This window comes from Pseudomonas thivervalensis, assembly GCF_001269655.1.
Taxonomy (GTDB): Bacteria; Pseudomonadota; Gammaproteobacteria; order Pseudomonadales; family Pseudomonadaceae; genus Aquipseudomonas; species Aquipseudomonas thivervalensis.
The window spans coordinates 34,665-54,443 of record NZ_LHVE01000010.1 but is presented as its reverse complement, the minus strand read 5'-3'; the positions used below and the strand labels follow the sequence as shown (position 1 = coordinate 54,443).

Here is a 19,779-nt window from a genome sequence, read left to right as displayed (position 1 = left end):
AATCCTCGTCAAAAAGACAGGGGGACGAGCGGGCTTCAGTTCGGCGAAGCGCCGCCCAGGTGTTCGTGCCATGGCGGCGGCAAGCGTCGTTGCTGGCTCAGGCCGGCCAGGCGTTGACGTTGCGCCGGGCTCAGCAGGTCGAAGGCAATCACGTGGGGCAAGCCGGCGGACACGGTTCGTTCGGCGGCGAGTTGTTCGTCCAACAGGTCGAGGGCCAGTTGGTTGAGGGTGACGCCGTGTCGTTGCTTCAGGCCGATCAGCCGCTGTACATCGAGGCCCATGCCCAGAGCTTTCAACACCATTTGGTTGAAGGCCCGTTCGTCGTAGTGACGCGACGGGTAGGCGGTGTCCAGGGCGAGGGCGGCGAACACCTGGCTGTTGCTGGTGCGTCCGGCCTGAAGTGCCAGCTCGACGCACAGCCCACGGCTATCGAGCCAGTCGAGGGCTTTCAAGGTAGCGATCTTTTCCTGGTCGTCGCCCCACAGGAACAACTGGCGCAGCAGGGGCACCTGCTCGGCGCCGGGTTGCTGCTCCAGGACCTGGGCCAGCAGCAACGCCCGCGCCAATTGGACATTGCTCCAGCCGTCGGTGCCGGGCTGGGCACGCTCCTTGAGGTTGCGCTTGCATTGGCCGCTCAGGAGCGCCGCGGTGTTGGCGTCCGGGCGTTGGGCAAGCTGCGCCTGCGCCGAGTCCCACCACTGTCGTTCGGTTTCATCGAGTGACTGGGTGAAATTCCGACGTTGTTCGTTCAAACAGTCGTGGCGCATGTCGAGGGCCGCCGATGCCGGCGCAGTCACGTCCGTGTTCATGTGGGTTTGATCCAGCGTTGGAAATGAGGAAGCAGGAAAAACACCAGGACACATAACAGGCTGCCCAGCGGCTGGTTGGCGACGGCCAGCACCAGAGCGTCGAACAGCGGCAGGGCGGCCAGGCCTGCACCGATAAAGGCGCGAACCTGTCGTTGTCGCGGGTTGGCCAGATTGCGCCAGTAGTGCCAGCCCAACCAGCCAAGCCATATCAGCAGGACCGGCCAGAACCAGGCACTGTCTGCGTAGATCGCCAAGGCCAGTGGGCTCAGCATCAGCAGCAGCGGGAGGCGGCTGATCAATTGGTTACGGTGTTCCTGGCGGGCCAGGTAGGTCAGGCCGCTGATGTAGACGCCGAGCAGAAGGGCGCAGAGCCAGATCGGTTCGGGGGGCATCGCCAGGCTGGCGGCTGCGGTGAGGTAGAGTGCCGAGCGGCAGGCCCCCATCAGCCAGACGCTGTGGGCATACTTCTTGTGCAGCAGGTTGTAGCCGAGGATGCAGCCCACCAATAGAGTCGCGCTGCCCAGCAGCCAATGCGGCTGCTCGATCAGTTGGCTCAGGCCCAACAGCGAGGCGGCGGCCAACACCAGCAACAGCGCCGTGGCCAGGCGCACTTGCTGGCGGCTGACCAGGCCCAGGGTGATGGGGCGGGGATTGTCGTGTTGTTTGTCCCAATCGGCGTCCAGCAGGTCATTCAAGAGCATGCCGGCCAGGTACAGCAGCGACAGCGCCGCCAGCAGCAGGAGCCACACCAGGGACGACGGCGGTGCCAGGGCGCCGGCGCTGCTGGCGAGCAGGGCGGCGGCCAGGGTATTGGTCCACACCGTGGGCAGGTTGGACACGCGACCGAGGGTCATCCAGGTCTTGAGGCCTGGCGATATCTGGTTCATTGCGCACAGCCCTCGTCCACGGTGAGCGGCGCTAGATCGGCCTGGGTGGACAGCCGTTGCAAGGCCTGCTCCATGCGCGCGGGATCGATCTCATGCAAGTCCACCGACTCGCCGATCCGGCTGAGCATGGGAATGGAAAGTTGCCCGCCCAAATGCTGGCGGAACTCCTCCAGCCCGAGCAAAACCAAAGAGCGTCCTTGGGCATCTTTCAAGGCCAGTTCCGGCGGGTTCAGGCAGAAGCCGAGCTTGAGCAACAGGCGCAGCACCCGGTCGCTGTCGGCGTCGCTCAACAGCCCCAGGGCATTGGCATAGAGCCCATCCAGGGCCATGCCCACCGCGACGGCCTCACCATGGCGCAGTCGGTGCTGACTGAGGTTTTCCAGTTTGTGAGCCGCCCAATGCCCATAGTCCAATGGCCGCCCGTTACCGCGCTCGAAGGGATCGCCGGCCCCGGTGATGTGTGCCAGGTGCAGTTCGGCGCAGCGGCGGATCGCGTAGCGGCTGGCCGCGTGATCGAAGTGGGCGAGGGCGTCGGCCTGTTGCTCCATCCACTGGAAAAACGCCTGGTCCTTGATCAGCGCCACTTTGACTGCCTCGGCCAGCCCGGCGATCTGGTCGCGTCGGGTCAGGCTGGTCAGCAATTGAAAGTCGTTGATGACTGCGGTGGCGGGGTAGAAGGCGCCCAACAGGTTCTTCTGGCCAAAGGCGTTGATGCCGTTTTTCACCCCGATACCGGCGTCGTTCTGGGCGAGCACGGTGCTCGGGATACGAATCAGGCGAATGCCGCGGTGGAAGGTGGCGCAGGCGTAGCCCACCGCATCCAGCACCGCACCGCCACCGAGGACCAGCACATAGCAATGCCGGTCCAGGCCATGTTGCAGCATGTCGCTGTACAGCTGCTGCAGCACCTGTGAATCCTTGCTCGACTCGCCGGCCGGGACCGCGATCGGCGGCGCCTGCAAGTGCAGGTCTGAGTGGTGGGCGAAATAGGCATTGATCTGTTCGAGCAGGTGCGGGGCGCTGTGCAGCAGTTGTTCATCGGCGAACACCAGCACCGTGACCTGGCCCCGGTGCTCGGCGGTGAGCTGACGGTGCAGGCAGGGATTGAGCGGGTCGAACAGATGATCGGTGAACAATACAGGATAGTCGTAGCTGACCTTGAAGCGCCCGTGCAAGGAAGGCTCCGCGTCGTGCCGGCGAAGGGTTTTGAACAGGCTGTAGCCGGCGATGAACAGCCCGGGCAATACCATGCTGGCGAGCAGCGTCACCAACAGCGCGTTCTGTTCGACGAGAAAGCTGCCAATGGCGCTGTAGGCCAACGCGAGGCCGGCATTGGCCAGGGTGGTGACCAGCAGGAACGCAGGCAGTGGATAGCGCTGCATACCGGCGGCGACGACCGAGGTTTCCGCCAGCACCGGGACGCCGCGCAGGCAGATCAACGACAGCGTGCCCAACCGATAGCCCAGTTGCCCCGGTTGGCGCTGATGCAGGCCCAGGCGGCCGGACAGCAGACGGAAATAGCCGGCCCCCAGCGCATAACCCAGCCCGGCCCCCAGGCACAGGCCGACGAAAATCACCAGGTAACCCCCCAGGCTGCCGAGCATCGCCACGGCCAGCAGCGCGACCATGCTCGACGGCACCGGCAACACCACGTCCAGTGCCAGCAGGGCGATCAGCAACAACGCCAGGTTGAGTTTCTGCGAGGATGTCGAAGGCAGGTACAGGTTGAGATGGGTCAGGAAGTCCTGGATCTGTTGTTCGAACAACAGGAAGCTGGCGATCACCAGGCCCGAAAAGCACACCAATGACAACCAGAAATGTCCGGCTGGTCCTTTTTGCGAGAGCAAACGATACCCACGGTCATGCTTCATCAAGCATCCCTCTTGTTGTTATGACTGATTCCGTGTCAGTAGTTAAAAGCAACGCCAGGTATTTTTTTTATGCCAATAGACGCTCTCGCCGGAGGGGCTGTCAGGTGCGATGGACGATGTGGTTGAAGACAGGTTTGAATCTAGACGGCCAGGGTGTTTTTGCAAGGCCATCTGATGGCAATTTGATTTGGCGTGCCACTTCGCGCCTCAACTGACCTGAATTCGTGGCGTGACTGGCTCGCTCAGGGCCGCGAATACCCGCGCAACTGCGCCGGGCTGACGCCCAGGCGCTGCTTGAACAGCGTGGTCATGTGTGCCTGGGAATTAAAACCACAGGCCTGTGCGATGTCGGCCAACCTGGCAGTTGAATCACGCATCAGTGCCCGTGCCTTGGCGAGGCGTCGGTCGATCAGGTAGCTGTGAGGGCTTTTGCCGGTCGCTTGCTTGAAGGCCCGCATGAAATAACCCTCGGACAAGCCCAGCAGGCCGGACATGTCCTTGACCCCCAGCGGAGCGTCGAGACCAGCGTCGATGAATTCATCGAGCAGGCGCATCCGGCCGTCCGTGATGGAACCGTGCGAGGGCGCGGGAAATGGCTTGGCGTCCGTCACTCGCTCAACCAGTCCGAGCGCCCAGGCCTCCCAATCGTCTACTGCGCTGGCACGCAACAGCGCACTGCGCATTCTCGACGCGAGGGTGATGGCCTGCGGGTCGATGCGATTGTTGAACGCCTGCGTCCCCGGCAGTGCCATACCGTCGGTGCGCACAACCCGCAGGTATTCACCGCCATTGGGAGATTCGGAGAACACGTCGCATCCGACAGGAACGAATGCCAGGCCGTTGGGCAGCGCGTCGAACGGCCGGACCCGGTCGCTGCCGATGGCGTGCAGGCCGCGCTGGCTGTCGAAGGCAAAGCCGATTGCCGACTGGGGCGCGACATAGCGGGTCGCGTAGGCGCAGCCGGGCAGCAATTCGATCGCCCAAGGCCCCGCCACGATACGACGGACCGGTTCGGATGAGGGCTGCGATGGGCGGTTTCGAGGGCTCATGGAGCCCATAGTAGTGAAGAGGGGGACTGAAAGTCAGGTCAGTTTTCTGAAAACCTGTCGGTGACGCGCTGATTAGACTGGGCGAAAACCTGGAGACCCATCATGCACACACTGACCCGCGACGACATCGAACACGCTGCCCGCCATCTCTATCAAGTCATGCCCGCCACCGCGCAGTATGCCTGGCCCTTGCTGGCGCAACGGCTGGGTTGCACGGTGTGGGTCAAGCATGAGAATCACACCCCGACAGGCGCCTTCAAGGTGCGTGGCGGGCTGACCTTCGTGCATTGGCTCAAGCGCGAGCACCCGGAGGCCAAAGGCATCGTCACGGCGACGCGCGGCAATCACGGCCAGAGCCTGGCGCTGGCGGCCACCGCATTGGGTTTGAAAGCCCTGATTGTCGTGCCGGAAGGCAACTCGGTGGAGAAAAACAATGCCATGCGTGGCTTTGGTGGCGAGGTGGTCGAGTATGGCCGTGATTTCGATGAGGCCCGCGAAGAGGCTGCTCGCCTGGCCGACGTGCAGGGGCTCTACCTGGTGCCGCCGTTTCATCCCGAATTGGTCAAGGGCGTGGCGACCTATGGGCTTGAGCTGTTCAAGGCGGTGCCAGACCTGGACACCGTCTACGTGCCGATAGGCTGTGGGTCGGGAATCTGTGGAGTCATCGCCGCCCGTGATGCCTTGGGCCTGAAAACCCATGTGGTGGGCGTGGTGTCCACCGAGGCGGTCGCGGCGAAGTCGTCATTTGAAACGGGAAGACTGTGTGAGACCGCGTCGGCGAATACTTTCGCCGACGGCCTGGCCGTGCGCAAACCCATTCCCGAGGCCTTTGCCATCTACGGAGCCGCTGCGGCGCGGATCGTCGCGGTCAGCGACGCTGAAATTGCCGAGGCCATGCGGGTGTATTACACCGACACCCACAACCTCGCCGAAGGTGCAGGCGCCGCGGCCCTGGCAGCGCTCATGCAGGAGCGTGAAGCGATGCAGGGGAAGAAGGTGGGGGTGATTCTGTCCGGGGGGAATATCGATCGGCCGGTTTATGCGAGGTTGATCGGCTGAGCCAGCGTGGTGGGCACTTCGAGGGCCAAGTTTAGATCGATTATTTCTTATGGTTATTTATATAGCGCTGGATGGCATATCCATGACCGAAGAATCGAAGCTGTCGTTCAGGAACTGTCTGCCATGAAAGCGTTTGGCATGCATCAGCAGACGACTTGGCACTCGTCACTCCGGTAAGCCTGCTTGAACGTTCATTCCTGCTGTTCGATCGCCATCTTGTCGGGCCCGGGCCAATCCTTAGAATCCGCCCCATCAGCTTGTCCGACTCTCGAACTTACAGGGAACACCACCATGATGAACGCTATGCAGATGCCCATGCCGATGAACGCCAACATGCCGATGATGCCCATGATGGGCATGCCGATGATGATGGCGACCATGACCTGCGACATGATGGACGACGGCATGATGTGCAAAATGATGCCAGCCGCCGGCATGGACATGGCCATGTTCAAGAACAGCGCCGACATGATGCAGATGATGATGAACTGCGGCATGCCGATGATGATGCACTGCGGCAACATGAGCATGATGTGCATGTCCCCGGCGAGCATGGCCATGCCGATGGCGAGCGTGATGATGCCAATGCCGATGATGGGCATGCCGATGCCGTCGATGAAGTGCGTGATGGAATGCACGGTAATGGCGGACTGCATGATGTGCAAAGTCATGCCGATGGCGGGCATGAACATGGACATGATGAAAAACTGCTGCGCCCTGATGATGAAGATGATGGGCGACTGCGGCATGCCGATGATGATGAGCTGCAATGGCATGCCGATGATGTGCTGCACCTGCTGATTACAACCGGGTAAGTTCCCTTTTGAAGCGGGCACGATCCATTGTGGCGAGGGAGCTTGCTCCCGCTTGAGTGCGGAGCGCTCACAAAAAGGGGCCGCTACGCAGCCCAGCGGGAGCAAGCTCCCTCGCCACAGGTTGCGTGTATCAAGTCAATTCCTGAAGAGCCCGCGCCGGTGATACGGCCGGGCTTTTTCAATCCAGGCGTTCCGGGTAGGTGACCACCAGATACGCCACCGCTTCACTGTCAGCCGGGTTGCGATACCGGTGCGGCTGGTCTGCGTAGAACAGAATCGAATCGCCCGTGGAAAGCAGGTAACGCTCATCGTTGACGCTGATCTCCAGCACGCCTTGGGCCACCACCAGGTTCTCCTGGACGCCAGGCCCGTGCCCTTCGGACCGGTCCTCGCCCAAGGGACTCAGGCGCAGTTCGTAGAATTCCGATTGGCGTGCCACATCGAACGGGAACAGGGCGCGGCTGACGAAGGCGCCATTGGCGCTGACCAGGCGTTTGCTCTGGCTGACCGACAGCACCGCCACGCCTTCGAAAGCCCGGTGTTCCAGGAACGCGGCGACCGACACCTTCAAGCCCTTGGCGATTTTGCACAGCACCTTGATCGACGGCACACTGCGTCCCGACTCGATCTGCGCGAGCATGGCCCGGCTGACGCCGCATTGACGGGCGAGGGCGTCGAGGGACAGGTGTCGCTTGCCGCGCAGGCGCTGCAGGTTCTGCGCAACCCGTTCGCAGATCGGATCTTCATCCAACGCTTCCAGGTTGTTCAGGTCCACTTCAGGGTCGTCGCTACTCGCCAAAAAACGCGAGGGTTCCTGGGCGCTCACGCCTGGTACGTCCGGGTCGGTTGGGACGCCTGGACCCACTGGAACGCCTGGTAACCGGCATTACGCGCGTACATTTCCCACATGGCCCGGGCCAGTTGCTGGGCCTGCTTGCGTTTGCGGAATTGGACGAAGTCGATAACGTTGTCAGTCGGTTTCATAAGGCACTTCACTGTCGTGACCAATCGGGCGGGATGAGCTGAGAGTACGTGGTTATTTTTATAACCATAAATACTGATTGTTTATTTATTAATGCTTTTAAGTGATTAGAGAGGCGCTCTGATCAAATCACATGAGCGCGATGCAATTCGGTCAGGGCCAGCGCCTTGAGTCGGGCCAGCAACGGGTCGCGCCGGTCTCGCGGGTGTTCCAGTTGTACCGCCAGTTCTTGGCGAATGCTGCTGGGGCGGTTATCCATCACCAACACCCGGTCGCTCAGGTACAGCGCCTCGTCGACATCGTGCGTCACCAGCAACAGGGCGATGGCGTGCCGCTCGGCCAGTTGCAGCAACAGGTCCTGCAGTTTCATTCGGGTGAAGGCATCCACCGCGCTGAACGGCTCGTCCAGCAACAGCACCCGTGGTCGCGAGTACAGGCCGCGGGCAATCGCCACCCGTTGCGCCATACCGCCGGACAACGCCTTGGGCAAGGCGTCGGCAAAACCGCTGAGGCCGACTTCCTCGATCAACTGCGCGACCCAGGCCTGGTCGTAATCGTCGTCGTCAACGAAGCCGATGTTCTGTTGGACCGTCAGCCAGGGCATCAACCGCGGCTCCTGGAACACAAAGGCCAATTGTTCGGTGTGGCTGAGCAGTTGCCCTTCGAAGTCCTTCTCCAGGCCAGCGACGATGCGCAGCAGGGTGCTTTTGCCGCAGCCGCTGGGGCCCAGCAGGCTCACGGTTTCCCGGGGCAGCAATTGCAGGTGGATGTGATTGAGCACGGTGGTGGTGGCGAAGGTCTTGCGCTCGACGTGGAGCTCCAGCAGGGCTTGGGTCATGGCTCACTCCTCGGTGCCGTTAAAGGTGTCGCGCCAGGCCAGGAAACGTTTTTCCAGGCCGGCAAGCAGGCCGTCGCTGAGTTTGCCCAGGAGGGCGAGCACGATGATCGCCGCCAGCACGATGTCCGGGCGCGAGGTTTCGCGGCCATCGCTGAGCAGGTAGCCAAGGCCTTTGGTAGCGGCGATCAGTTCGGCGGCGACCAGGAACATCCAGGCCAGGCTCATGCCGCTGCGCAACCCGGTGAACAGGCCGGGCAGGGCGGCGGGCAGGAGAATCCGGCGCACCAGACGGCGGCGGCTGAAGCCGTACATGTGACCGACCTCCACCAGCTTGCGGTCGATATTGCGAATCGCGGCTACGCCATTGAGGTACACGGGAAAGAACGCGCCGATGGCGATCAGCACCACTTTCGAGGTTTCGTCGATGCCCAGCCACAGCAGGAGCAACGGCACCCAGGCCAGGCTGGGAATCGAGCGCAGGCCGGCGAAGGTCGGTTCCAGATAGGCTTCGGCTTCCCGGCTCAAGCCAACCCAGGCGGCGAAGACCAAGGCCAGGCTGGCGCCGATGGCAAAGCCCAGCAAGACGCGCAACAGGCTGGCGCTGATGTGTTTCCACAGCGCACCTTCGGCCAGGTCGCCGAGGGTCAGGGCGATCTCGCTGGGGGCCGGCATCTGGTAGGCGGGCAGCCAGCCGATGCGCACGATGATCTCCAGGAACACGATGATCAGCACCGGCAGGGCCAAACCCTTGAGGCGCAGCCGCCAATGGTCGGGGTTGAACAGGGGCGTTCTGCCCGGTGCGGACAGGGCCAGGCGCGGGCTGGAGAGGTCTTTGCTGTTGCTGCTCATGGCGGTTCTCCGGCAACGCCGAATCCGCGCCAGGCGCGGATCGGTTGTCGCCTGGGCTAGGGGTTATTGACGGGCCACGGCTTGCTGGCGGCCGGTGTCGAGCAGTTGATCGATCACCTGGTCGACATTGACTCCGCGACGTACCAATTCCTCGGAGACCAGGATCGGCGCGGCAGCCTTGGACGCCAGCACATCCTTGGCACTCAACTGCGGGCTGCCCAGGTCGGTGCGGGACAGTTGCAGGCGGGCGACTTCCAGCGGCAGTCCGGATTCGTCGGCGAGCAATTTGGCCAGCTCCTGCGGATGTTCCACCGACCACGCCCGGGCCTGTTCGTAGGCCGCGAGCACGGTGTCGATGGTCTGTGGATGCTCCAGGGCATATTTTTCCGTGACGCTGACCACGCCATAGCTGTTGAAGGCGGGGTTGCGATACAGCAGGCGCGAGCCGGCCTGCACTTCGCTGGCGGCCATGTGCGGGTCGAGACCGGCCCAGGCGTCGACGTCGCCTTTTTCCAGAGCGGTACGGCCATCCGGATGCTGCAGGTGCACCAGTTCCACATCGTCTTTCTTCAGCCCGGCCTGTTGCAGGCTGCGCAGGGTGAACAGATAGGGATCGGTGCCCTTGGTGGCGGCGATCTTCTTGCCCTTGAGGTCGGCGACTGTCTGGTACGGCGAGTCCTTGCGCACCACCAGGGCGGTCCATTCGGCGCGGCTGTAGACATACACCGACTTGATCGGGCTGCCATTGGCCCGGCTCAGCACCGCGGCGAGGCTGGCGGACGACGCGAAGTCGACGCCGCCGCTGTTGAGGTATTCCAGGGAGCGGTTGCTGCCCTGGCTCAGGACCCAGGTGACCTTGGTCTGGGGCAGGGCCTTTTCCAGGTACCCAAAGTGCTTGAGCACCAGGCTGACCGGCGAATAGTAGGCGTAATCCAGGTGCACTTCGGCCGGAGGGTTTTCCGCGGCCAGGGCCATGGACGGCAGGCCCAGGACTAGGGCGCAGACGCTGATCAGGTATCTGGCGCGGGCCAGGGAGAAGCGGACGTCGGGTTTCATGGAACAGCTCCAGACAAGGCGGTGGAAGGCAATGTTCTTATTTCCGAAAGATCGGACAGCGGATGAGAATCACGCTTGAAAGGAATATTGCAGGCTCTGTGCCATAGCCTGGGAAAGGGCGGTTTGCGGGCGTCCTCTCGGGGTTCGGGCCTCAGCGTGCTGTTGCCCAGCCAACAGTCTGTTGCGGCACTGTTGCGTCACGGACACGGGCTGCTTGTGACTATGAGCTTATGCGTTTAAAGAATTTCTAAGGTGGATTGTAAGAGCGCTATGTTCTATGAAATTCATTCAGGAATGACTTCATGAAGTTCGCCCGATCCCTGCATCGTCTGCTCCTCAGCACATTGCTCGCCGCACCTTTGGCCCAGGCCAGCGAGCCGTTGGTCCTGCACGTCGGCGACCAGAACTATTACAACGTACGGGCCTCGGTGGAGGCCTCGGGTGTGCTTGAGGGCGCCCCCTATCGTGTCGACTGGAAACACTTCCAGGCTGCCGCGCCCCTGGCCGAGGCGCTGAATACCGGCGACCTGGACCTGGGTTTCCTCGGCGATTCGGGGTTCCTGTTCCTGGCTGCCAAGCAGGCACCGGTGAAATTGATCGGTGTTTCGCGGCAGAACCCGGACACCATCGCGCTGCTGGTACCCAAGGACTCACCGGTCAAGACCATCGCCGACCTCAAGGGCAAGAAGGTCGCCTACTGGCCGGGCGCCTGGAGTCAGCAACTGACCTTGCGCGCCCTGGAGCAGGCCGGCCTGCCGGAGAACCATGTGGACTTCATCAAACTGATGCCGATCGACGCGGCGGCGGCCTTGCCCCAGGGCAGCATCGATGCCTTTCCGGTGTGGGAACCCTACATCTCGCAACAGATCCTGTTCTCCGGCGCCCGACCGCTCCTGACGGCTAAGGACCTGATGCCTGGGCTCAGCGCCATCGCCGCTTCGACGCCGGCCATCGACAGCAAGCGCGAAGCCATCGCCGACTTCCTCGGCCGCGTGAAACGGGCCCGTGCCTGGGTCGACAATCACACCGACCAATACGCGGACCTGTGGGCGAAAAAGGCAAACCTCGACCAGAATGTCTCGCGCCATTGGTTGCGCCAGGCCCACATGAGCGTCGGCCCGGTGGACCGACAGGCCGCTGCCGACCTGCAAAGCACGGCGGACTTCCTGTTCAAGGTCAAGGCACTGCCAGCCCCGCTGGCCACTGCTGGGATTATCGACACATCTTTCAGTCAGGCCCTGGGCGAATAGCCCGAGCGAACCCGTTTTTTGATCCACCCGCGGGCCCCTGTGGGAGCGAGCTTGCTCGCGAAAGCGGTGGGTCAGATTGCGGGGGGTGTTGGCTGTGCCGCCGTCATCGCGAGCAAGCTCGCTCCCACAGTTTTCCGGGGTGATTACGAGATTTTGAGGTCCACCCAAAATTCCTTGTGGGAGCGAGGTCCGACCGCCTTGCGGACCCCGGGCGACCTGGCCCGGCACACCTTGTTGCAAGTCAGCGGGGTGACCCGCGGCGACTGGAGTGCGTGGCTGAGCGCAGCCGGCCAACCGAAAAAACGGGCCGAAGGCAGCCGGCTGACATTCGACCTGGCCATGATGGCCGTACAGGCAACGGTTGACGGCCTGGGGGTATGCATCGGCCGTTCAACTTATGTCGAGGAGGACCTGAGGGCCGGACGACTGGTAGCACCCTTTGACCTGCGATTGAAGTCCGACCTGGGCTTTTACCTAGTTACTCCGCATGAATTGGCCGATTCCCCAAAAGTTCAGGCCTTTAGAAGCTGGTTGATGGATTCGGTGGATTCTGGCGCCGAAACATAATTACGCCGTACCGTTCAGCCCCACGCCAACCCGCCGATATGAATAGAAGGTCCGGTTACTTTCAGGGTTCACCGAGGGTACGTCATGTTTAATAAAACGCTAAAAAATGAACTGACGGCTAGGACGGCCGAATTAGCAACCTACAAAGGACTGGTCGGCGCTCTGGAGCGTTCGATGGCGGTTATCGAGTTCAGTCCCGACGGCAAGGTGCTGCGGGCGAACGAGAATTTCCTGAAAACGATGGGCTACCGTGCGGATCAAGTGATCAGTATGGCCCATCGGGATTTTTGCACCCCGGCGCTGGCGGGCAGCGCCGAATACCGTGAATTCTGGAACCAATTGCGCGCCGGACAATTCGTTTCCGGCACGTTTCAGCGCCGCAGCGCGTCAGGCCAGAGCGTTTGGCTGGAAGCCAGCTATAACCCGGTAGTGGACGAACAGGGCCGCGTCGTAAAAGTGGTCAAGTACGCACTCGATGTCACTGCCAAAGTGACCGCTGAGGCCGAAACCCGTGGCCGGCTGGCGGCCCTCGACCGTGCCATGGCAGTGATCGAATTCGACCTGGGCGGCAACATCCTGACCGCCAACGACAACTTCATGAATGTCATGAATTACTCACTGGCTGAGCTCAAGGGCAAGCACCACCGGATATTTTGCGAACCGAGCCTGGTGGGCAGCTCGGAGTACAGCGATTTCTGGCGTCGCCTCAACGCCGGTGAGTTTTTCAGCGGGCAATTCAAGCGCCTCGGCAAAAACGGCAAAGTCGTCTGGCTGGAAGCCAGCTACAACCCGGTCTACGACGCCGAAGGCAAGCTGTGCAAAATTGCGAAGTTCGCCAGTGACATCACCGAGCGGGTGGAGAAATTCGAAGAGGATTCGCGCGGCGCGTCCCGGGCTTACCACATCTCCGCCGAGACCGAGCGCGTGGCCGAACAGGGCGCCCAGGTGATCCATCAGACGGCCAAGGAGATGCGCGAGATCGCCGACAACATCGGCGCCTCCGCACGTTTGGTTGGGCAACTGGGCGCGCGTTCGGAAGAGATCACGGCCATCGTCAACACCATTCGCGGCATCGCCGACCAGACCAACCTGCTGGCCCTCAACGCGGCCATCGAGGCGGCGCGGGCCGGCGACCAGGGGAGGGGCTTCGCGGTGGTGGCCGACGAGGTCCGGCAACTGGCTGGGCGCACCAGTCGCTCCACCTCGGAGATTGCCGAAATGATCGGCATGATCCTCTCCGAAACCCGCGATGCCGTCGCGAGCATGAACGTGACCCATGAGGGCGCCTTGCGTGGCGTCACCCTGGCAGATCAGGCGGGATCGGTCATCGTGCAGATCCGGAACGGGACCACCGATGCCCTCGATGCGGTGAGCATGTTTGCGTCCAAGCTCGACGAGTCCGAGGTGATTCCAAAGACGGCTATCGGCTGGGTGGGTTGAAGGGCGTCGACTCCGCGATCCAGGCTTCATCCGCGCCATGCGCCGCATCAACTGATGTGGAACCTGACGCGGTAACTCTATCTCTCATGAACCTCGTCTCCCACCCTTCCATTTTATGAAACGGTGGATTGCAGTTTGTGCGTATTCCTTCGCAGCCGCTTTGGGCAGAAGATGATCCCAGCCACTTGCACACCCGTGCAGACGGTGGCGGAGAATCCCTAACCGTAGCGCACTGGCGCAGGCATTCATGCTGCGAGCACGAGGAGTAGCTGATGGACGAAGTCGTGAAAGCCCAAGCCTCGCCCTGGCACGAAGGAGAGCTGACCTTGCAGCGCTCTGTCGGGGCCGTCGACATGATGGCCGGTGTTGGCCAACGGCAACTGGCGCGTACGTGGATGCCGGACCAGCACCGTGAGTTCTACGCCCAACTGCCGTTTGTGGTGCTGGGTGCGGTGGATCACCAAGGCGACGTCTGGGCGACTCTGCGCGCGGGGCAACCGGGCTTCATGAACTCGCCCGATCCGCAGACCCTGCACATCAACCTCGAGCCCGAGCCGAACGACCCGGCCCAGGAGGGCATGGGCGAGGGCGATGCCATCGGCATGCTGGGGATCGAATTGCACACCCGTCGGCGCAATCGCATGAACGGCGTCGTGCGCCGTCAGCTTGTCCCAGGGCTGGAGATTGCAGTGAGCCAGGCCTATGGCAACTGCCCTCGCTACATCAACCTGCGCCAGTACCAGTTTGTCGATGCGCAGGCTGTCGCGCCGCGTCAATTGACCGTCTCAGACCCGCTGGTGCGGCGCCTGGTGACGGCGGCCGATTCGTTCTATATCGCCACCTACGTGGTCCGCGACGGCGAGCGGCAGGTCGATGCCTCTCATCGCGGCGGCAAGCCGGGGTTCGTGCGCATGGATGAAGACGGCTCGCTGACCATTCCGGATTTTTCCGGCAACCTGTTCTTCAACACCCTGGGCAACATCCTGCTCAACCCACGGGCCGGGCTGGTGTTCGTCGATTTCCAGAGCGGCGATCTGCTGCAAATGAGCGGCTCGGCGCAAGTGTTGCTGGACGATCCCGAGATCAATGCTTTCCAGGGCGCCGAGCGGCTGCTGCGCTTCACGCCGCAGCGCATCGTCCATCGCCCGGCCGCCATTGCGCTGCGCTGGAAGGATCAGGACGAAGGTGACTCGCCCAATTCATTGATGACCGGCAGTTGGGAGCAGGCCGCCGAGCGCTTGCAAGCCGAGGCGCTGCGTAGCCGTTGGCGTTCGTTGCGGGTCGCGCGGGTGGTGGATGAGAGTCCCGACATTCGCTCGTTCCATCTACAGGCGAGCGATGGCTTGGGGTTGCCCCGGTTTGAAGCCGGGCAACATTTGCCGGTGCGGATCCAGCTGGAGGGGCAGAACGCCCCGTCGATCCGGACCTATAGCGTCTCCAGCGCGCCGTCGGATGATTTTTTGCGCATCAGCGTCAAGCGCGATGGATCGGTATCGTCGCACCTGCATGAGCAGGTGCGGGCGCTGCACGAGATCGAAGCGCGGGCGCCCCAGGGCCACTTCACGGTCCAGCCCACCGAGCGGCGTCCGTTGGTATTGCTGGCGGCGGGGGTGGGTATCACGCCGCTGTTGTCGATGTTGCGCGAGGTGGTTTACCAGGGGCAACGCATCAGCCGCATGCGCCCGGTCTGGCTGGTGCAAAGTGCTCGCTCGGTGGCCGACCTGGCGTTCCGTGAAGAAATCGATGAACTGGCCGCCCGTGCCGGCGACAAGCTCAGGGTTGTGCGCATGGTCAGTCAACCGTCCACGGAGGGAGAGGGCGCGGAAGGCTACGACCTGGCGGGCCGGATCGATGTGGAGTTGCTGAAGAAACTGTTGCCGCTCAACGACTACGACTTCTATCTGTGTGGGCCAGGTAGCTTTACCCAGGCGCTGTACGACGGGCTGCGCAAGTTGCGCATCCCTGATGATCGTATTCACGCGGAAACCTTCGGTCCTTCCACCCTGGTGCGAGCTCTGGAAGTCAGCATGCCGGCGCCCCAGCAAGTGCCTGCCGCGACTGAAGCGGTGAAGGTCTTGTTCGCCAGTTCCGGCAAGGAAGCCCGTTGGGAACCCGGCGCTGGAACGCTGCTGGAGCTGGCCGAAGCGCGCGGCCTGAACCCGGAGTTCAGTTGCCGCGGCGGTTCCTGTGGCACCTGCAAAACCCGCTTGAGCCGCGGCCAGGTGCATTACCTGAGCCAGCCGGCCGAACCGGTGGGCGAAGGTGAAGTGCTGATCTGCTGCGCCGTGCCGGCCCAAGGGAGCGAGTCGTTGGTGCTTGAGGTTTAGGCTTGAGGTCTGGCGACCCGACTGTGGCGGTTTTACAGCCGATGAAGATGTTGGATGGGCTGGCCTCTCGCGAGCAAGCCAGATCCAGGCAATCATCAAGATGCAGGTCGATGTAGTCGAGCACCTTCTGCATCCGGGATTGGTAGTGCTTTGGTGTGTCGGTCATGGTCTTGAGCTGGTGGCCTGCCGTGCTTCGGTATCAACGACCAGCCAGATGCCCACCCCGGACACCGCCATTCCCACCACCATTTGCCATGAAAGCGGTTCGTTGAACATGGCCCAGGCCCAGAGCATCGTAATGGGTGGGCTGAGGTACAGGACGCTGGCGACGCGGGTGGCTGTCGCACGACGCAGGCACAACCAATAGAGTCCGTAGCCGCCCATTGTCGAAAGGCCTGCGGTCCACAAAACGCTCAGCGCAAAGCCTGTGCTGGGGAGCGGGGCCAGGCTGCCCTGGGCACCCTCGACAAGGGCGAAGGCCAGGCCTGACACGCAGCATTGCAGCCAGAGATTGGGCAGCAGACCCAGCGATTGTGAAGGGGGTAGATATTTCTGCCACAGGGTCGCGACGGCGAGTGAGAGCATGCCCAGCAGCGGCAGGCCATAGGCCCATAAGGGCGCGTTACCCCACGCCAATGCGCCTTGGGTCACCAGCATGACGCCGACCAGGCCGATGAGCAGCCCCACCCAGACTTGCCAGGCCAGTCGTTGCCTGAGTACGCCGGCGGACAGCAGTGCCAGGCCCATCGGCAGCAGGTCGGCGATCAGTGCGGCCAGGCCCGCCGGTACACCCAGGGCAATGCCTTGGGTGATGCCGCCCAGGTAGCCCGCCATTGCCAGGAGGCCGATGCCGGCGTTCTTCAACAGCGCGACGGGCGAGGTTCGGCGGAGTTGCCTGGCGACGAAGGGAAACAGGACGAGCGTGACCACGACGCATCGCCAGAACACCACCAGCAGGGCCGGCGCGTATTCGATGGAAAAGCGCGCGCCGATGAAGCCGGAGCTCCACGACACAAGCAATGCCGCTTCCAGCAACGGCAATGGAATCAGCCAGTACCAGGCGGGCCGGGGCAGGGACGTGCAGATCATCGATTTGTTCGGGTTCATGACCACAGGCTACGGAACCCGGCTAATCTAATAAATCAAAATGTAATGCATCAGTTGTTCACGAAGATTGAATCATGAAAGCCATACTCGATATCGATTTGATACGTACTTTTCATGCAGTGGCGCGGATCGGGAAATTCAGTGCGGCGGCGGAACAACTGCACAAGAGCCCGGCGGCGGTCAGTGTGCATATCCAGCGTTTGGAAGCAGTGGCGGGAGGGCGGTTGCTCAACCGGGACAATCAATCGGTGTCCCTCACCGCGCTTGGCAAGCGTTTGCTCGTGGCGACGACGGAGCTGCTGAGTACTCATGACCGGGTGCTGGCTGACCTGCACGGCACTCGGTTGGCGGGACGCATCACGTTGGGGGTGCCGGATGAATACGCCGACCATGTCATCCGCGACATCCTCCCGACTTTCGCTGCAGCCTGGCCCAACGTCGTGCTAGAGCTCAAGACCGCGCCAAGCTACGCGCTACGTGACCTGGTGCTGCGCGGCAAGCTCCAGGCAGCGGTCGTTACCCAGCCGAAGGGTCAAGCGAACGCAGAGGTGCGAGTGCTGGTTTCCACCACGCCGGTCTGGGTCGGGCCGGCCCACACGGCGGCCGCCTCGATGGAGCCGCTGCCGTTGGCGGTGCATGCGGCGCAATGTCCTTACCGGCAAGCGATGATCGAGTCCCTCAGGCAAAGTGGGCGCAGGACCCGCATCGTCCTGGAAAGCCCTTCCAACCAGGCCGTGAAGGCCTGCGTGGAGGCGGGGTTGGCGATCAGCCTGATCGACCGCGCCCGGGTGACGGATGCCATGCAGATCCTTGAAGACCTGCCGGTGATTGCGGAGCATGAGGTGGTGTTCATGCGGAGCCAGGCGTCACAGGGCGATGAGGCCGTGAGCCTGCTTTCTCTTGCCATGCAACAGCATTTCCGGCTGTAGGGCCGGGCTAGGGACTGCTGCGCAGTCCAGCGGGAGCAAGCTCCCTCGCCACGGGGCGCCGCCCGTACTCAAAATGAAGTCGAACACTGCTTTTGTGGCGAGGGAGCTTGCTCCCGCTGGGCTGCGCAGCAGCCCCCCCAATGAGCGGGTCACGCCGACAATGGTGGTGTCCGAGGCGGCACCAGGCGCTTGGAGCCAATGGACTCGAATGCCGATGCCAGTCGCAACAGCTTCGAATCATCATAGGCACGCCCGGCAAACGTCAGCCCGACGGGCATGCCAATGTCCGCCATGACGCCCATCGGCACGGTAACCGTGGGTACGCCCAGGTGGCGGATGGCGAGGTTGCCGTTGGCGACCCAGACCCCGTTGCTCCAGGCGATATCCGCAGACGCTGGGTTGACGTCCGCATCCGCCGGCCCGACGTCGGCGACGGTCGGGAAGATCACCGCGTCCAGGCCCAGCCGTTCCATCCAGTCTTCCAGATCGATCCGGCGTGTTTCTTCAAGCCCTCGCAGCCCGTCGGGCAGGGTCGGGATCTGGTCCCAGGGCGTGATACCCCGTTGGGCCATTTTCACGTACTCATCCATGCCGGCGGCCAGGTCGTCCTCGCGGTTGGGCAGGGTGCCCGGGTCGTGGGGAAATATCTTCGGTCCGTCGATATCCGCCAGGCGATTCAACTGCGGATCACCGTTGGCCCGCAGGAAATCATCGAAGGCCCAGGCCGACAGGTCCCACAATTCATGGTGCAGGAACTCCTTGGAAACCAGGCCACGGGTGAACACCGTCGGTGCGCCGGGGCGATCGCCTTCGCAGTTGGACACCAGCGGGAAATCCACCTCGACCACTTCGGCGCCACAGGCCTCCAGGGCCTTGCGAGCTTGCTGCCAAAGGTCGATCACCGAGGCACGGGTATTGATGCGCTGCCCCGTCGGGCCGCCGATGCCGGGGGTCTCGGCCGTACCGGCTTCAGGGTCGGCGTTGATGTACATCCGTGGCACGCCGAACCGAATGCCGGCCAGCGCGCCCGGGTCGCTGGCAAGGCTCGGATACGAGGCGGGGCGAACCGAGTCGACGTTCGGGATCGGCACCCAGGGTTGCAGGCGCCACAGGTCGCCACGGGTGTCCGGGTCTTCGGCGACCACCACGTCCAGCACTTCGAGCAGGTCGGCCATGGTCCTGGCGAAGGGCACGACGACGTCCATGGTCGGCGTCAACGGCCAGTTGCCCCGCACCGAAATCACTCCACGCGACGGCGTGTAGGCGCACAGGCCGTTGTTCGAAGCCGGGCCGCGTCCGCTCGACCAGGTTTCTTCAGCCAGGCCAAATGCCGCGAAACTCGCGGCGGTCGCGGTGCCCGCACCGTTCGAGGAGCCGGAGGCAAAGGGCGCGGTGAGGTAGTCGCCGTTATACGGGCTTTCCGCCCGGCCATACACCCCGCGCTGCATCCCGCCATTGGCCATGGGCGGCATGTTGGTCTTGCCCAGGCAGATGGCTCCGGCGGCACGCAACCGTTCGATGGTGAACGCATCGCGATAGGCAACCAGGTCCTTGAACGCCGGGCTGCCGGAAGCGGCGGTGAGTCCCTTGACCAGGTAACTGTCCTTGGCCGTATAGGGAATGCCATCAAGTGGACCGAGGGTTTGGCCGTTGGCCCGGCGGGCATCGGAAGCCTGCGCTTCCTTCAGCGCTTCCGGGTTGCGCACCACCACCGCATTGAGGGCGGTGGGCGTGTCGGGGCCGTCGTAGGCATCGATCCTGGCGAGGTAGGCCTGGACAAGCGCTACCGCCGTGGTCTGGCCCGATTCCAGCGCGGCGCGCAGTTGGGCAATGGAAACTTCGGTGATGTCGATCATGCAGTTACCGCCGCGGTAGAAGGATGACGGGTGTGCGGGTCCATTGACGTTGGGGCCTGGCACTTCAGGTCATCTAAAAGTGGATATT

At 62.8% G+C, this 19,779-nt stretch carries 17 protein-coding genes and 2 pseudogenes; 8 read left to right on the top strand and 11 right to left on the bottom strand.

Translation table 11 applies throughout. The features are described from left to right. Nucleotides 1-35 precede the first annotated feature (35 nt). The 4 genes from AD659_RS15140 to AD659_RS15125 form a co-directional block, all read right to left on the bottom strand. A complete protein-coding gene (locus AD659_RS15140; protein ID WP_053122647.1) occupies nt 36-809 on the bottom strand; it encodes an EboA domain-containing protein in 774 nt (257 codons plus the stop codon). Next, nucleotides 806-1,696 (bottom strand): UbiA family prenyltransferase, encoded by an 891-nt coding sequence (locus tag AD659_RS15135; RefSeq protein WP_053122644.1) that lies wholly within the window; start codon nt 1,694-1,696, stop codon nt 806-808. The genes AD659_RS15140 and AD659_RS15135 overlap by 4 nt, the downstream gene beginning before the upstream one ends. Continuing rightward, nucleotides 1,693-3,567 (bottom strand): 3-dehydroquinate synthase, encoded by a 1,875-nt coding sequence (locus AD659_RS15130; RefSeq protein ID WP_053122641.1) that lies wholly within the window; start codon nt 3,565-3,567, stop codon nt 1,693-1,695. The genes AD659_RS15135 and AD659_RS15130 overlap by 4 nt, the downstream gene beginning before the upstream one ends. Nucleotides 3,568-3,809: 242 nt before the next feature. Further along, entirely contained in the window at nt 3,810-4,616 is an 807-nt protein-coding gene (locus AD659_RS15125) for a helix-turn-helix transcriptional regulator (protein WP_408003296.1), read from the bottom strand. 102 nt (nt 4,617-4,718) lie between these two features. Here AD659_RS15125 and AD659_RS15120 point away from each other — a divergent pair, with 102 nt between their 5' ends. Both AD659_RS15120 and AD659_RS30235 read left to right on the top strand, forming a co-directional pair. Continuing rightward, a complete protein-coding gene (locus tag AD659_RS15120; RefSeq protein ID WP_053122635.1) occupies nt 4,719-5,675 on the top strand; it encodes a threonine dehydratase in 957 nt (318 codons plus the stop codon). A 291-nt stretch (nt 5,676-5,966) separates the two neighbouring features. After that, on the top strand, nt 5,967-6,476 hold the full coding sequence (locus AD659_RS30235) for a hypothetical protein (RefSeq protein WP_082343565.1): 510 nt from the start codon (nt 5,967-5,969) through the stop codon (nt 6,474-6,476). Nucleotides 6,477-6,668: 192 nt separating this feature from the next. On the opposite strand, the gene AD659_RS15110 is transcribed toward AD659_RS30235, so the two are convergent. The 5 genes from AD659_RS15110 to AD659_RS15095 form a co-directional block, all read right to left on the bottom strand. Continuing rightward, a complete protein-coding gene (locus AD659_RS15110; protein ID WP_162277316.1) occupies nt 6,669-7,259 on the bottom strand; it encodes a helix-turn-helix domain-containing protein in 591 nt (196 codons plus the stop codon). Nucleotides 7,260-7,312: 53 nt separating this feature from the next. Continuing rightward, nucleotides 7,313-7,474 carry a hypothetical protein gene (locus tag AD659_RS29980; RefSeq protein WP_167352828.1) on the bottom strand — a complete coding sequence of 54 codons (162 nt, stop codon included), beginning with the start codon at nt 7,472-7,474 and terminating at the stop codon, nt 7,313-7,315. Nucleotides 7,475-7,596: 122 nt separating this feature from the next. Next, complete coding sequence (locus AD659_RS15105) at nt 7,597-8,310, bottom strand: ABC transporter ATP-binding protein (RefSeq protein ID WP_053122630.1); 714 nt, start codon at nt 8,308-8,310, stop codon at nt 7,597-7,599. Between the two features lie 3 nt (nt 8,311-8,313). Continuing rightward, complete coding sequence (locus AD659_RS15100; protein ID WP_053122628.1) at nt 8,314-9,159, bottom strand: ABC transporter permease; 846 nt, start codon at nt 9,157-9,159, stop codon at nt 8,314-8,316. Between the two features lie 63 nt (nt 9,160-9,222). Beyond that, entirely contained in the window at nt 9,223-10,215 is a 993-nt protein-coding gene (locus tag AD659_RS15095; protein ID WP_053122625.1) for an aliphatic sulfonate ABC transporter substrate-binding protein, read from the bottom strand. 302 nt (nt 10,216-10,517) lie between these two features. Between AD659_RS15095 and AD659_RS15090 the strand changes: the two genes are divergently transcribed. The 5 genes and pseudogenes from AD659_RS15090 to AD659_RS15075 all read left to right on the top strand — a co-directional run bounded on the left by AD659_RS15090 (nt 10,518) and on the right by AD659_RS15075 (nt 15,799). Beyond that, nucleotides 10,518-11,465, top strand: coding sequence for an ABC transporter substrate-binding protein (locus tag AD659_RS15090; protein ID WP_053122623.1), 948 nt, complete (start codon nt 10,518-10,520; stop codon nt 11,463-11,465). A gap of 183 nt (nt 11,466-11,648) precedes the next feature. Further along, nucleotides 11,649-12,032 (top strand): annotated as a pseudogene (locus tag AD659_RS15085) (LysR substrate-binding domain-containing protein); the annotation flags it as partial. A gap of 84 nt (nt 12,033-12,116) precedes the next feature. After that, nucleotides 12,117-12,884: pseudogene (locus AD659_RS30525) on the top strand (PAS domain-containing protein); the annotation flags it as partial. 3 nt (nt 12,885-12,887) lie between these two features. Then, a complete protein-coding gene (locus tag AD659_RS30520) occupies nt 12,888-13,472 on the top strand; it encodes a methyl-accepting chemotaxis protein (protein WP_411387523.1) in 585 nt (194 codons plus the stop codon). Nucleotides 13,473-13,744: 272 nt separating this feature from the next. Next, on the top strand, nt 13,745-15,799 hold the full coding sequence (locus AD659_RS15075) for a 2Fe-2S iron-sulfur cluster-binding protein (protein ID WP_053122617.1): 2,055 nt from the start codon (nt 13,745-13,747) through the stop codon (nt 15,797-15,799). A gap of 162 nt (nt 15,800-15,961) precedes the next feature. On the opposite strand, the gene AD659_RS15070 is transcribed toward AD659_RS15075, so the two are convergent. Continuing rightward, entirely contained in the window at nt 15,962-16,906 is a 945-nt protein-coding gene (locus tag AD659_RS15070) for a DMT family transporter (protein ID WP_053122614.1), read from the bottom strand. Between the two features lie 74 nt (nt 16,907-16,980). Here AD659_RS15070 and AD659_RS15065 point away from each other — a divergent pair, with 74 nt between their 5' ends. After that, nucleotides 16,981-17,835 (top strand): LysR family transcriptional regulator, encoded by an 855-nt coding sequence (locus AD659_RS15065; protein WP_053122611.1) that lies wholly within the window; start codon nt 16,981-16,983, stop codon nt 17,833-17,835. Nucleotides 17,836-17,984: 149 nt separating this feature from the next. On the opposite strand, the gene AD659_RS15060 is transcribed toward AD659_RS15065, so the two are convergent. Further along, nucleotides 17,985-19,691: an amidase gene (locus AD659_RS15060; protein ID WP_053122608.1), complete on the bottom strand. Its 1,707-nt coding sequence runs from the start codon at nt 19,689-19,691 to the stop codon at nt 17,985-17,987. Between the last annotated feature and the right edge of the window lie 88 nt (nt 19,692-19,779).